Below are 14,885 nucleotides of genomic sequence, written 5' to 3' on the forward strand. Positions count from 1 at the left end.
AAATCCTGCATCGCCGACCATTTTCTTTTCGAACACTCCTCTGTATTTTTTTAAAATCTATTTTTATATTTCTATAAATAAAACTAAATTAAATTCCTGAAAACAATGGTTAGCCTGTTTTTTACTCGGTTAGGTGCTGTAGTACCCAATCTATCCCAAATAATTGCCCCCCATACTCGACTATCATAAATATTAGGTTATAATGCCGCGTCTATTGTTTAACATAGTGCCCTAAGGGCAAAGCAGCAATGGTATCTCATGGTAGCGACGGATGCTTTTAAGTGTGAAAAATCGCTTAAACTTTATCAAGACTCATGCAGATCACTTTGTTTGTAAGGAAGGCGAACAGTCGCCAAAATTGAATATTGAGGTAAATCATGCAAGTTTCTGTTGAGACGACCCAAGGCCTTGAGCGCCGTATAACTATCACCGTTCCTGCAGAGAACGTTGAGACCGAAGTAAAAAAACGCCTACAACAACTGTCAAAAACACAGCGTATAGATGGTTTCCGTGCTGGTAAGGTACCTGTATCTGTAATTAACAAGCGTTTTGGCGCTGCAGTTCGTCAAGAAGTTGCTGGCGAAGTAATGCAACGTAACTACATTGAAGCAATCGTTGCTGAAAAAATTAACCCTGCTGGCGCGCCTTCATTCGCTCCTAAATCACTTGAAGCAGGTAAAGATTTAGAATTCTCAGCTACATTTGAAGTTTACCCTGAAGTTGAAGTTCAAGGTTTAGACAAAATTGCTGTTGAAAAGCCAGCGGTAACAGTAACTGACGAAGATTTAGCTAACATGCTAGAAACTCTTCGTAAGCAACACGCAGAATGGGCTGAAGTTGATACAGCTGCTGGCGAAAGTGACCGTGTAACAGTTGATTTCGTAGGTACTATCGACGGTGAAGTATTTGAAGGCGGTAAAGCTGATGACTTCCCATTAGAGCTTGGTCAAGGTCGTATGATCCCAGGTTTTGAAGATAACATCGTTGGTAAGAAAGCAGGCGAAGAAGTTGTTGCAGATGTAACATTCCCTGAAGATTACCATGCTGAAAACCTTAAAGGTAAAGCAGCTCAATTCACTATCACAGTGAAAAAAGTAGAAGCGCAAGAGCTTCCTGAATTAAGCGAAGAGTTTGCAACTAAATTCGGTGTTACCGAAGGCGGCGTAGACGCGCTTAAAGAAGAAGTTAAAAAGAACATGACGCGTGAACTTGACCAAGCGGTTAAAGCTAACGTTAAAGACCAAGCAATCAAAGGTCTTTTAGAAAACAACGAAATTGAAGTGCCAAAAGCACTTGTTGATCAAGAAGTTGACGCACTACGTCAGCAAGCAGCTCAACGTTTTGGCGGCGACGCTAAAAACATGCCTGAGCTTCCAGCTGAATTGTTCCATGAGCAAGCTGTAACACGCGTTAAAACTGGTCTTTTATTAGGCGAAGTAATCAAAGCTAACGACATTAAAGTTGATGATGCTAAAGTTGAAGCATTAATTGCAACAGTGGCTTCTGCATACGAAGATCCAACTGAAGTAGTAGAATACTACAAAGCAAATGATCAACTTATGCAACAAATGCGTAATGTTGCAATGGAAGAGCAAGCTGTTGAAGCTATTTTAGCTAAAGCAAATGTTTCAGACGTTGAAAAAGCATTTGATGACATCATGAATCCGCAGCAAGGTGCTTAATAAGTCATTGACTTAAGCTCTCGCTAACGATTAAATGGCTCGTGTTACACTGTTTAAACAGCGTGCCCGGGCCATTTTTAGTTTTTGGCTCTTAATTTGCGAAAAACGATAACTATGCTTCCTTATAATAAGGATAAGTATAAGCGCATAAGGAATTAAATAAGTATGAATACTGGTATTACAGATCCCCTAAATGCATTGGTCCCTATGGTTGTTGAGCAAACACCAAAAGGTGAGCGCTCGTATGATATTTATTCGCGACTTTTAAAAGAGCGTATTATTTTTTTAACAGGCCAAGTTGAAGACAACATGGCAAATCTAATTTTAGCGCAAATGCTATTTTTAGAATCAGAGAACCCTGATAAAGATATTTTCTTATACATAAATTCACCGGGTGGCTCAGTAACTGCTGGTATGGCAATTTACGACACAATGAACTTTATCAAACCTGATGTGAGTACTATTTGTGTAGGACAAGCAGCGAGCATGGGGGCATTTTTGCTTACCGCTGGTGCTAAAGGTAAACGTTTTTGCTTACCTAACTCTCGTGTAATGATCCACCAACCTTTAGGTGGTTTCCAAGGTCAGGCGTCTGACTTTGAAATACATGCCAAAGAAATACTATCTATTAAAGATAAGCTAAATCGCTTGATGGCAGAACACACGGGTCAGCCGTTAGATGTGATTTCAAAAGATACTGATCGTGACAACTTCATGAGCGCTTCAGAAGCTGTAGAGTACGGCTTAGTTGACTCAGTATTTGCAAATCGCGATAAAAAGTAAGCGCTTGGTGAGCAGGGGACCTGTTAATCACTTTTAGTTACTATGCGAAAAACAATAAATTTTGTTATAGTTAAGCGTATTGAAATAGCCACCATAAATTTTGGTGGCCAACGTAATAAGATGAGGTAGCTGAATGTCTGACACTCCTACAGACGGCGACAAAAGTAATAAATTGTTATACTGCTCTTTTTGTGGCAAGAGCCAGCACGAAGTACGCAAATTAATTGCAGGCCCTTCAGTATACGTTTGTGATGAATGTGTAGAGTTGTGTAACGATATTATCAGGGAAGAGATCAAAGATATTGCTCCTAAGCATGACTCGTCTGATAAACTACCTGTTCCAAAAGAAATTCGAAAACACCTAGACGACTATGTTATCGGCCAAGACCATGCGAAAAAAGTATTGTCTGTTGCTGTTTACAACCATTACAAACGTCTTCGTAATCAATCAACCAAGCAAGATATTGAGCTTAGCAAAAGTAATATTTTGCTAATAGGTCCGACTGGTAGTGGTAAAACATTACTAGCAGAGACGCTGGCTCGTTTACTTGACGTACCGTTTACAATGGCTGATGCAACGACACTTACCGAAGCCGGTTACGTGGGCGAGGATGTAGAAAATATCATCCAAAAACTATTGCAAAAATGCGACTACGATGTGGAAAAAGCACAGCGTGGTATTGTATACATTGATGAAATAGACAAAATTTCTCGCAAATCAGATAACCCATCAATCACGCGCGATGTGTCGGGTGAAGGTGTGCAACAAGCATTACTTAAGCTGATTGAGGGTACGATTGCTTCTGTGCCTCCTCAAGGTGGACGCAAACACCCACAGCAAGAATTTTTACAAGTAGATACGTCTAAGATCTTGTTTATTTGTGGTGGTGCGTTTTCAGGGCTTGATAAAGTAATTGAGCAACGTAGCCATAAAAATACTGGCATTGGTTTTGGCGTTAGTGTTAAAGAGTCTGCAGAAACGCGTTCTTTAAGCGAAACGTTTAAAGACGTAGAGCCTGAAGACTTAGTGAAATACGGTTTAATACCTGAATTTATTGGCCGTTTACCTGTAGTTGCTACACTCACAGAGTTAGATGAAGCTGCACTCGTACAGATTCTAAGTGAGCCTAAAAACGCGATTACTAAACAGTTCTCAGTGTTGTTTGGTATGGAAGATGTAGAGCTTGAGTTCCGTGATGATGCTTTATCTGCTATCGCTCACAAAGCAATGGTTCGTAAAACCGGTGCACGTGGCCTTCGCTCTATCGTAGAAGGTATTTTACTAGATACCATGTACGAACTTCCATCTATGGATGATGTCAGCAAAGTAGTTATTGACGAAACGGTAATTAAAGGTGAGTCTGATCCAATCTTGATATATGAAAATAATAATCAAGATAAAGCAGCATCTGAATAGTTTTTAAGCTATTTGCATTGAAAAGGAGCCTAGGGCTCCTTTTTTTATAATTAATTTAAACGAGTCGGGGAAAATTGTTGAACTTTAATGTGGTTATCCCCATATACTTGAGTAATCTTTTAAATAAATGAAGTGCGAAGAGAAATATAATGACGCTTGAGAGAACCGACCAAGTCGAAATCCCAGTGCTAGCACTGCGCGATGTTGTGGTGTACCCACACATGGTGATCCCGCTTTTTGTAGGCCGTGAAAAATCAATAAAATGCCTTGAAGCGGCAATGGATAAAGACAAACAAATTTTCTTGGTTGCACAAAAAGATGCAACTGTAGACGAACCAGAGCAAGATGATATTTATCGCATTGGTACTATTGCAACTGTACTTCAATTATTAAAACTCCCTGACGGGACAGTAAAAGTATTGGTAGAAGGCACACAGCGCGCTGAAATTAAAGACTTTGTTGATAACGACGAGTTTTTTGTTGCCGATGCTCAATTTATTGAATCAGATTTAATTGATGAACAAGAGCAAGATGTATTTATTCGAAGCGCAATTAGCCAATTTGAAGGCTATGTAAAGCTCAATAAAAAAATTCCACCAGAAGTGCTCACTTCGGTATCAGGTATTGATGAACCAGCGCGACTTGCAGACACAATGGCTGCGCATATGCCGTTAAAAGTGCCTGAAAAACAAAAAGTGTTAGAAATTTCAAGCGTGACAGAGCGTTTAGAATACCTAATGGCCCTAATGGAAGGTGAGATCGACTTATTGCAGGTTGAGAAGAAGATCCGTACCCGCGTTAAAAAGCAGATGGAAAAATCTCAGCGCGAGTATTACCTCAACGAGCAAATGAAAGCCATTCAAAAAGAGCTTGGTGAACTTGATGATGTTCCTGATGAGTTTGAAGCGCTCAAAAAGCGTATTGAAGAATCGGGTATGTCATCAGAAGCACAAGAAAAAGCCACGACAGAACTTAATAAACTTAAGATGATGTCGCCAATGTCCGCTGAGGCAACGGTTGTGCGTTCTTACATCGATACATTAATTAACGTGCCATGGAAAAAACGTTCAAAAGTTAAAAAAGATTTAGCTGGTGCACAAAAAATATTAGACAGTGAGCATCATGGCCTTGATAAAGTAAAAGAACGTATTTTAGAGTACCTAGCGGTACAACAGCGTACTAACAAGCTTAAAGGACCAATTTTGTGCCTTGTAGGACCTCCAGGTGTGGGTAAAACATCACTTGGTCAGTCGATTGCCCGTTCTACTGGCCGTAAGTATATTCGTATGGCGTTAGGCGGTGTTCGTGATGAAGCCGAAATCCGAGGCCATCGTCGAACGTATATTGGTTCTATGCCTGGTAAGCTAATTCAAAACATGACAAAAGTAGGGGTCAAAAACCCACTATTTTTATTAGATGAAATCGACAAAATGTCTTCAGATATGCGCGGCGACCCAGCTTCAGCATTGTTAGAAGTACTGGACCCTGAGCAAAACAGCCATTTTGCCGATCATTATCTTGAAGTAGATTTTGATTTATCGGATGTTATGTTTGTCGCTACTTCGAATAGTTTTAACATCCCTGGTCCTCTTTTAGACCGTATGGAAGTTATTCGTTTGTCAGGATACACAGAAGACGAAAAGCTTAATATTGCAAAAGAGCACCTGATCACTAAGCAAGTAAAGCGTAATGGCTTAAAAGACAACGAGATTGAAATAGACGATAGTGCAATTATCGGCATTATTCGCTATTACACACGTGAAGCGGGTGTGCGTAATCTAGAGCGAGAAATTTCTAAGTTGTGCCGCAAAGCTGTTAAAAATATTCTGATTGAAAAAGACACTAAAACGGTGACTATTAATCAAGATAATTTAGAAGAGTACTTAGGCGTTCAACGTTTTGACTATGGTAAAGCAGAAGATGGTGATCGAATTGGTCAAGTTACAGGTCTTGCATGGACTGAGGTTGGTGGTGATTTACTGACAATCGAATGTGCAGCCGTGCCAGGAAAAGGTAAATTGACTTACACCGGTTCACTTGGCGATGTAATGCAAGAGTCGATTCAAGCAGCAATGACCGTTGTGCGTAATCGTGCTGATACTTTTCGGATTAACAGTGATTTTTATGAAAAGCGTGACATTCATGTTCACGTTCCTGAAGGTGCAACACCAAAAGATGGCCCAAGTGCTGGTGCAGCCATGGTGACTGGTCTGGTGTCGAGTTTAACAGGTAACCCAGTTAAAGCTGATGTTGCTATGACTGGCGAAATAACGCTTCGTGGTGAAGTTCTGCCTATTGGTGGCTTAAAAGAGAAGTTACTAGCTGCGCACCGTGGTGGAATAAAAACCGTTATTATTCCAAAAATTAACGAACGTGACTTAAAAGAGATCCCAGATAACGTACTGGCAGGTCTTGATATTCACCCAGTGACATGGATTGATGAGGTGTTAAAACTTGCTTTGGTACATCCTGTTGAGAGTTTTTCAGTCGAAACAGAGAAAAAGCAGTAAAAAACGTAAAAAAAGTGCTTTTTAGGGCTTTTCAAATCTAAACGGTATGATAAGTTAAGCACTGGTTTTCAAGCCTAGGCCTTATGTGGCCTAGGCTCAAGAAAAATATAATCATGTGAGCATTACAAGTTTGCTCTAAAATTTTCAAAAAAGTGATGTTAGTTTAAAAAACCATCGCTCTTGATAATAACAATGAAAGAGGATGATATTGTGAATAAATCTCAATTAATCGATCAAATCGCAGCTGATGCTGACATTTCTAAAGCGGCTGCAGGTCGTGCACTTGATTCATTCATCGAATCTGTATCTGGCGCGCTAAAAGATGGCGACTCAGTTGCACTTGTTGGTTTTGGTACTTTCTCAGTACGTGAACGTGCTGCACGAGCTGGCCGTAACCCACAAACTGGTGAAACTATTCAAATCGCTGCTGCAAACATTCCAGCTTTCAAAGCCGGTAAAGCGCTTAAAGACGCAGTAAACTAATCAATAGTTTAAACAGATTAGTTATGGCGAAAGTAAAGTTACTTAATCAGCCTAACAGTTGAATTGAGTAACTTTACCGCTAGTTACTTCAAGTGAAAAAGCGTATCTGGTAAGATACGCTTTTTTTACATGTGACAAGGTATTGAGCCTTGATCAAAAAGAGATAAACAAATGCTTGAGAAAATCAGAGAAGGTTCGCAAGGACCTGTAGCCAAAATAATTTTAGGCGCGGTGATTTTATCTTTTGCTTTAGCAGGGATCGGTAGTTACCTAGGTCAAACCACGGAACAACCTGTTGCTGAAGTAAACGGAGTTAAAATTAGCCAAACGGAATTTAACCGCGCGTACCAAAACGAACGTAATCGTTTAGAGCAACAATTTGGTGAGTACTTTACACAAATTGCTGCAGATCCAAATTATATGGCACAAATTCGCCAAGGTGTAATTGACCGCTTAGTACAACAAGAATTGCAATCACAGTTAGCGGCAGAATTAGGCCTTCGCGTGAGCGATGATACAGTTCGTAAAACAATTTTAGAATTGCCTTACTTCCAACTTGGCGATAAATTTAATAACGATCGTTATTTACAAGTAATTCGTCAAATGAACTTCCAACCAGATACTTTTCGTGAATACCTTCGCGAAGACATGACACGCAGTCAGTTAGTATCAGCAGTTGCAGGCACAGACTTTGCGCTTGAAAGCGAGCTTAAAAGTGCTATTGCTCTTCAACAACAAACTCGTAGCATTGATTACTTAGTAATTAATAAAGAGTCACTTGCAGATAATGTTGAAGTATCAGAGCAAGAAGTTTCAGATTACTATGACCTAAATGCATCGCAGTTTTTATCACCAGAACTTATCTCGGTGAACTATGTCGAATTGAAAGCTGAAAATATTGTTGTTGGTTCAGTGACTGAAGAAGATGTGAAAGCGTCTTATGAGCAAAATAAGGCGCAATATGTTGAGCCTGAAAAACGCCGTGTGTCACACATATTAATAGATAATAGTGAAGACGATGATGCAGCTAAAGCTAAAGTCGATGCGCTTTATGCTGAGCTTCAACAAGGTGCAGACTTTGCTGAACTCGCAGAGTCTTCATCTGATGATATCGTTAGCGCAGAGATGGGCGGTGACCTTGATTGGATTGAACGTGATGTAATGGATCCTGCATTTGAAGATGCAGCATTTTCACTTGAAGCGAAAGGTGATTTTTCAGAAGTGGTTGCGTCAGAGTTCGGTTATCACATCATTAAACTGACTGATATTCAGCCACAACAAGTTAAACCATTTGATGATGTAAAAGCGGACTTACGTGCTGAATTAGAGCGTGCTGAAAAAATTGATGCATTTTACGATAAGCAAACCGAAATGGGTGCAATTGCGTTTGAAATTTCAGATCGTTTAGATGATGCTGCAGAAGTTGCTGAACTAGAAGTTCAGTCAACCCCTCTTTTAGCATTGAACGCTTTACCTGAGCCGCTAAATACACCGGCTGTTATTACTGCACTCACATCTGTTGACTTACTTGAAGACAAAGTCAATTCTGAAGTTATTGAGTTGGGCGATGAGCACATTGTTATCGTGCGTATTAACGAGCATCAGCCAGCGTCAACCAAACCATTAAGTGATGTAAGTGAGCAGATTAAAACACGCTTGGTAAATGACAAGACCTCTGAGCTTGCCAAAGATAAAGCGCGTAGTTTATTTGCTGAAATTCAAGCAGGTAAAAGTTTGAATGATATTGCAACTGAGCAAGGCTTAACGCTTCGTCAAGAGTCACAACTAAATCGTCAAAGTTTTGCTGTGTCGCCTGCGATTGTTACTCAGGCATTTAAAATGGCTCACCCAGCAGACACTGCAGTGGTAGATGTTGTTGACTTAAATAACGGTGATGCAGCGATTGTTGCACTTAACTCAGTGACAGATGCTACAGTAACGGCTGATATTGATCCACAAGCTAAACAAAGCATTACAATGGCTCAAGCAAACAAAAACTATATGGTTTTCATAGAGTCGCTTAAAGCTAAAGCTGAACTTAATTTACCAGTAGTTGAACAAGCTGCTGAATAAGTTAATTTTGGTTATTAAAAAAGGCGCTTATGAGCGCCTTTTTTATTGTTTTAAATTCGAGTGTGTTTTTACCACTGCGTAATAATACTAATCATTTTAGGGCGCTAGATAGGCCTCGCAATAAATTCAATACGGTTACCGCTAGGCTCTCTTATCATCATGTGCTGCGCAGGGCCTTTACCCAAATTCTCTGGTGCAAATTCTATAGTAATATTATTTTGCATTTTTAAGTGCTTATGCAGCTTGCTTAACTTTTCAATGCTCTCAACACTGAGTGCTAAATGGTGTAGGCCCACATTTTCTGCTCGATTAAACTCTACACGTTTTTCATTATTCTTAATTCGCCACAATGTAATGGTTGTTTTTTTATTAGATAAAAAGTACGCAGGATAAGTTGGATCATTTCCCAGCACTTTAAAACCAAGCACATCAGTAAAAAACGCTTTAGATGAATTTAAATCTGAAACAGTTAAACCTAAATGATCGATTCCGCCAACCCAGTTTTTAACTTTGTTAGAGGGCTCGGCAATAGCAGAGGCTGATAAAATCAGTAGGGGAGTAATACTAAGTAGTGTGTGTTTGAGCATGGAGTGGCCTTGTTAAAAAGTAAAAGTTAATAACAAGACCTTCTAAAATGCACTTACATAACAAAAAATTGCATTAACAGCTTAATAGACGCTGCGTTATTTTTGACTGAGGGTTATTAAATACATTTTCTGTTAAACCATACTCAACCACCTCGCCTTTATCTAGCACTATGACTTGATCACTAATATGGCGTACTAAACTAAGGTGATGGGTGATCATGACATAAGTTAAACCCGTTTCACGTTGTAACTTGAGTAATAAATTTACTATTTGGGCACGTATAGAAGGGTCTAAAGACGATACGGCTTCATCGAGTACCATCACCTTAGGATCTAAAATAAGCGCTCTGGCAAAAGCCACACGTTGTAATTGGCCAACACTGAACATATGTGGATAGTAATGTTGGTGATCGACTAGCAATCCAACTTTAGAGAGTGTTGTATTTATTTTTTCTGAGCGTTCTTCTTCATCAAAGTCCGTATTGTATTGCAAGCAATCATCAAGCATGTCGCCAATAGTTAAACCTGGGTTTAACGACGCCCCTGAGTCTTGGAAAATCATTCTAATGTGACGACATTGGTTATCACGAATACCGTTATCTTCTATTACGTTGCCTTCAAGTAATATTTGCCCAGCGTTTGCGTTATCGGCACCGGCAAGTAACTTAGCTAACGTACTTTTCCCCGAGCCTGTTTCACCAATTACGGCAATGGTTTCACCTTTACCAATACAAAAAGAAATGTTTTTTAGCACTTCAAATTTTTTGCGTTTAAATAAACCCGCTCGCACATCAAATGTTTTAGATAGCGCTTGTACTTTGAGAGTAGGCTGCATTACTTCACCTCCTTTATAAGCGGAAAGTGACAAGCGTAGCTGTGCCCACTGTGTTTAGTGAGAGCAGGTGTAACTACACATTCCTTTTGTGCTTGTGGGCAACGTGGCCCAAGTCGGCAACCAATTGGTAAATGTTGTAAAGTAGGAATAGTACCTTTAAGCGCATAAAACGGTTCTTTATGAGCCAAGCCTTGCTCGTAATCTGGCAAGCTTTTCAAAAGTGCTTGTGTGTATGGGTGGCGAGGTTGCTTAAATATTTTATGAGTTGGACCTGCTTCAACCATTTGCCCGCAATATAAAACATGAATCCCATGAGACCAATCAGCAATCTCTTCAAGCTCGTGTGAAATCATTAAAATAGACATATTCTTGAGTTGATTAAGGCTTTTTAATAACCTAAACACTTGCGCACGGGTAGTACTCTCAAGTGCCGTAGTCGGCTCATCAGCAATTAATAGCTTAGGTGTTCGGGCAATTGCCATTGCAATCATTACCTTTTGGCACACACCTTCTGAGAGCTCATGAGGGTAGCTGTCTAGTACTGCTTCATGGTTTTTGATACCAACTTTATGGATAAGTGCTTTAACGCGGTCTTTTCGTTCGCGATTTCGTTTTAAAAAGAATCCCTTGCGAGCGACTTCAGGTAAGGTTTCAGCAATTTGATTAAAAATTTTCGCTGTAGGGTCAAGGCAACGGCTAGGATCTTGATAGATCATTGCAATATCTTTGCTAACCGTTTGTCTGCGTTGCTCCGGAGTTAGGCGCATTAGGTCAACACCACGCCAGTGAATTCTATCAGCGGTTATATTCCAGCGTTCGTTTAATACACCTACTATTGCTTTTGCGATTAGGCTTTTACCTGAGCCTGACTCACCTACAAGCGCATGCACTTCACCTTCTTTTAAGCTAAAGCTGACCCTATCAACTGCTCTTATAACTGTTTCTGAAGTGCGCAGTTCAATGGTTAAATTTCTAACATCTAATAATTGCATTTAATCGGCCTTGCGTTCTTTTAGCACTTGTCTAAGTCCATCGCCTACTAAATTGGTCGATAATACCGCTAAAAATAATAATACGCCTGGTAAGGCAACCGTCCAAGGTGCTAAATAAATTAGGCCAAGGTTTTCTGCCAATATGGCACCCCATTCAGTGGTTGGGGGTTGTGCGCCTAACTTTAAAAAACCCAACGCAGAAATATCTAGTATGGCCGTAGACAGTGCCATAGTAAAAATAACCACTATGTGTTCATAAATATTAGGAAAAATACCGCGCGATATAATATGCCAATTTGAAGCGCCGTCGAGCTTAAACGCCGTAATGTAATCTTTGCTTAGCTCTTCTACTATTAGGTTTCTAATCGAGTGAATAAACTGCGGTAGTAAGGCTAAAATAATAGCCCATACTGTATTCATCAAGCCCGGGCCTAATACTGCAATAATGATAATAGCCAATAATAAAGACGGTATTGAAAGAGTGATATCAAGTAAGTGGTTTAAAAAGCTTGAACGCATACCTCGACTAATGCCAGCAAATGTGCCGACTAATACACCAATTATGGTGGTCAATAATGCAGCGACGACCGATAAACCAAATGTATAGGTTGCGCCGTTCATTAAACGCGACAACACATCGCGTCCTAAATCATCAGTGCCTAAAATAAAACGCACATCGCCCATTTCTCGCCACGAGGGTGGAATAAGTAGCGCATCACTGTGCTGCTGGTTTACCCCATAAGGCGCTAAAAATGGTGCGCTGGCAGCGAGTAAGGCAAATGCCAAAAACACCCATAAACCAACAAGGGCAGGGTGGTTGTTTTTAAATTTTCGCCAAAATCGCGCCAGTGGCGATTTATTCGACTCTTCAGAAAATACCTTAAACTTTGCCATGGGCTTGGTTCCGTGAGAGTGGGTCGAATAAACTATAAAGAAGTTCGGTTGTTATAGTGGCTAAAATAACAAATAAGGATACAGCCATTAGGCCTCCCTGAATTGCAGGAAAGTCGCGCTGGTAAATACTGTCTATCAACCAGCGGCCAATACCAGGCCACGAAAAAATAACTTCGGTGATCATAGCAAGTGTTATTAGTGTACTGAATTGCAAGCCAATTTTTTTAATTACCGGTAAAAGCGCATTGCGCAGTGCATGATGCATGATTAATTGGCGTCTGTTTAATCCCTTCGCGCGTGCTGTTTTAATAAAATTCTGATCCATTATTTTCAACATTGATTCGCGGGTAAATCTTACAAGCACGGTGGTTGGGTATGTGGCAAGCACAATTGTGGGCAGTGTTAAGTGGTGTAATGCATCTACAAATGCCATTCCTTTATACGGAAAGCCGGCAAGCATGATATCAATGAGCATAAACCCGCTGGCTGCTGGAATTTCATAAAGAAGCCCCATTCTACCCGACATAGGAAACCACCCCAATTTGAGCGAAAAAATCATAATTAGTAATAAAGCTAACCAGAATACAGGCATAGAATAGCCCACAATAGTGGTTGAATTAATAAGCTTATCTGGCCAGCGATTGTAATACGCTGAGCCTATAATACCTGCAGGCACGCCAACAAATATAGACACAATAAGTGCATACACACTAAGCTCTAATGTGGCTGGTAATAAATCAAGGATATGTGAAAAAACATTGTCGCCAGAGGCAAACGATAATCCCCAATCACCCTGAAAAACTCGCCCTAAAAAGGCGAGGTATTGCATAAAATAATTACTGTTATAAAAGTATTTATCTTCTAATTGCGTATTTTGAGAAAAATTATTACTCGGAACGCCACTTAAATTACTTAATGGATCACCAGGGAATAAGTACGCCAACGAAAATGTAAAAATGCTGAGCATGAGCAACATAAAAAGTAATAAACCAAGACGGCGTAAAATATAATCGAGGATCATTACTTTTTCCTCGCATTGGCTAACGAAATAGCCCCAAATGGGCCAAGCTCTATGCCGTCTACATCGGCACTGCTTGCTTGAAACCGTAACCCATGAGCAATGGGCAACAAGGGTAATTCATCCATGATAAGCGACTGCACATCTGCGTAGTATTTTTTTCGCATATTTAAGTCTGTCGTATCGAGTGCTTGCGCCAGTAATAGATCAAATTTAGGGTTGCACCAATTGGCTGGGTTTTTGCCACTAAATGTTGCTGAGCAGCTTAATAACGGGCTAAAGAAGTTATCGGGGTCTGGCGTATCTGCTGCCCAGCCGAGGAGCACGCTATCGTGTCTGTGCTCTCCAATTCGCTGAATAAACGTATTCCACTCGTATTCTACAATACTGACGTTAACACCTACTTTGCGTAAGTCACTTTGCATTAATTCAGCCATTTTACGTGCATTGGGGTTATAAATACGACTCACTGGCATGGCCCAAATATTCATATCAAACCCATCAGAAAAGCCGGCTTCAGCGAGTAGCTTTTTAGCAAGGTCAGGGTCAAATGATGGCATACTTGTTTGAGCGTTAAAAGCCCATGAGGTTGGTGGTAACATCGATTCGGCACGTGTTCCATTACCGTAATATACCGCTTGCATTATTTTATCTGTATCAATTGCATGTGCAAGCGCCTTGCGAACTCGAATGTCGTCAAAAGGTGGGCGTTCTGTGTTAAAAGCCCAGTATCCAACATTGAGGTTGGTTTCTTTTTCAATATTAATATCTTCACGCTGAGCTAAAATACTCAACTGAGCACTACTAGGATGAGCGGCTAAGTCGCACTCTTTAGTAAGGAGTTTTGCGATTCGGGCTGTGCCATTAGGGGTAATGTCGTAAACGAGTTGTTCAAGGGCAACGTCGTGTTTCCAATAATCGGGGTTACGGTAAAAGCGGACTAAATTATCACGGCGATATTCACGATAAATATAAGGACCAGTGCCTACAGGGTATTGATCAAAAAATTCTTCTTGCTCTGCAGCTTTACGTTTCATTGCATACTCGGCCGATAAAACAACCGCAAAGTCAGTGGCCATGTTAGCTAAAAAACTACTTTCAGCATTAAATAATTCAAATCTAACTTGGTGGTCAGACACGCGAACAATTTTACGAATAAGCTGATCAACGCCTACACTTTGAAAATAAGGGTAACTGGCATCACCCACAAAATGATAAGGGTTGTACACATCAAATAAGCGGCTAAAGGTAAAAATTACGTCATCGGCGTTAAAAGTCCGGCTAGGTGTAAAGTACGCGGTGGTATGAAATGGTACGTCTTTGCGAAGCGTAAAGGTGACCGATTTACCATCTTTACTTACTTTCCAATCTGTTGCGAGTTCGCTCTGAAACTCAGCAGTAACCGGATCAATACTTATTAAGCGGTCATAAAGCTGATTGGCAATAATATCAATAGTTGAGCCTGTGGTTGTCACTTGTGGGTTAAACGACACAGGGTTTGCCTCGGCGCAATAGACCAAGCCTTGGTTTTTTTCTTCAATAACGCGTTCTTCACTATCTAAGCAGCCAACTAAAGTGCCTGCTAGTAAAGCAAGTAAAAATTTATGCACA

The 14,885-nt window shown here is 40.3% G+C and carries 12 protein-coding genes; 6 read left to right on the forward strand and 6 right to left on the reverse strand.

What is annotated here, in order from left to right:
- The first annotated feature begins 377 nt into the window (after positions 1-377).
- From tig to CWB65_RS05385, 6 genes are all read left to right on the forward strand, one after another.
- Positions 378-1,682, forward strand: a complete 1,305-nt coding sequence (gene tig, locus CWB65_RS05360; protein ID WP_008126620.1) for a trigger factor — start codon at positions 378-380, stop codon at positions 1,680-1,682.
- A gap of 165 nt (positions 1,683-1,847) precedes the next feature.
- Entirely contained in the window at positions 1,848-2,465 is a 618-nt protein-coding gene (gene clpP, locus CWB65_RS05365) for an ATP-dependent Clp endopeptidase proteolytic subunit ClpP (RefSeq protein ID WP_008126622.1), read from the forward strand.
- Between the two features lie 133 nt (positions 2,466-2,598).
- Positions 2,599-3,882 carry an ATP-dependent protease ATP-binding subunit ClpX gene (gene clpX, locus CWB65_RS05370; RefSeq protein ID WP_006794855.1) on the forward strand — a complete coding sequence of 428 codons (1,284 nt, stop codon included), beginning with the start codon at positions 2,599-2,601 and terminating at the stop codon, positions 3,880-3,882.
- 149 nt (positions 3,883-4,031) lie between these two features.
- Positions 4,032-6,392 carry an endopeptidase La gene (lon, locus tag CWB65_RS05375; protein ID WP_008126626.1) on the forward strand — a complete coding sequence of 787 codons (2,361 nt, stop codon included), beginning with the start codon at positions 4,032-4,034 and terminating at the stop codon, positions 6,390-6,392.
- 186 nt (positions 6,393-6,578) lie between these two features.
- Positions 6,579-6,875 carry an HU family DNA-binding protein gene (locus CWB65_RS05380; protein ID WP_286364811.1) on the forward strand — a complete coding sequence of 99 codons (297 nt, stop codon included), beginning with the start codon at positions 6,579-6,581 and terminating at the stop codon, positions 6,873-6,875.
- Between the two features lie 171 nt (positions 6,876-7,046).
- On the forward strand, positions 7,047-8,948 hold the full coding sequence (locus CWB65_RS05385) for a SurA N-terminal domain-containing protein (RefSeq protein ID WP_058429502.1): 1,902 nt from the start codon (positions 7,047-7,049) through the stop codon (positions 8,946-8,948).
- A gap of 104 nt (positions 8,949-9,052) precedes the next feature.
- Here CWB65_RS05385 and CWB65_RS05390 read toward each other — a convergent pair whose 3' ends face one another.
- From CWB65_RS05390 to CWB65_RS05415, 6 genes are all read right to left on the reverse strand, one after another.
- A complete protein-coding gene (locus CWB65_RS05390; protein ID WP_138740104.1) occupies positions 9,053-9,535 on the reverse strand; it encodes a VOC family protein in 483 nt (160 codons plus the stop codon).
- Positions 9,536-9,608: 73 nt separating this feature from the next.
- Positions 9,609-10,370: an ATP-binding cassette domain-containing protein gene (locus tag CWB65_RS05395; RefSeq protein WP_138740105.1), complete on the reverse strand. Its 762-nt coding sequence runs from the start codon at positions 10,368-10,370 to the stop codon at positions 9,609-9,611.
- The gene (locus tag CWB65_RS05400) at positions 10,370-11,362 is read right to left on the reverse strand and encodes a peptide ABC transporter ATP-binding protein (RefSeq protein WP_058429500.1); all 993 of its coding nucleotides are present in this window, start codon (positions 11,360-11,362) and stop codon (positions 10,370-10,372) included. Before CWB65_RS05400 ends, CWB65_RS05395 begins: the two co-directional genes overlap by 1 nt.
- On the reverse strand, positions 11,363-12,256 hold the full coding sequence (locus CWB65_RS05405) for an ABC transporter permease subunit (RefSeq protein WP_006793652.1): 894 nt from the start codon (positions 12,254-12,256) through the stop codon (positions 11,363-11,365). It lies immediately after the preceding gene.
- Entirely contained in the window at positions 12,243-13,277 is a 1,035-nt protein-coding gene (locus CWB65_RS05410; protein ID WP_008126634.1) for an ABC transporter permease, read from the reverse strand. The genes CWB65_RS05405 and CWB65_RS05410 overlap by 14 nt, the downstream gene beginning before the upstream one ends.
- Positions 13,277-14,884, reverse strand: a complete 1,608-nt coding sequence (locus CWB65_RS05415) for an ABC transporter substrate-binding protein (protein ID WP_008126635.1) — start codon at positions 14,882-14,884, stop codon at positions 13,277-13,279. The genes CWB65_RS05410 and CWB65_RS05415 overlap by 1 nt, the downstream gene beginning before the upstream one ends.
- Position 14,885 lies beyond the last annotated feature (1 nt).

It is taken from the genome of Pseudoalteromonas sp. S554, from assembly GCF_005930865.1.
GTDB classification, from domain to species: Bacteria; Pseudomonadota; Gammaproteobacteria; order Enterobacterales; family Alteromonadaceae; genus Pseudoalteromonas; species Pseudoalteromonas marina.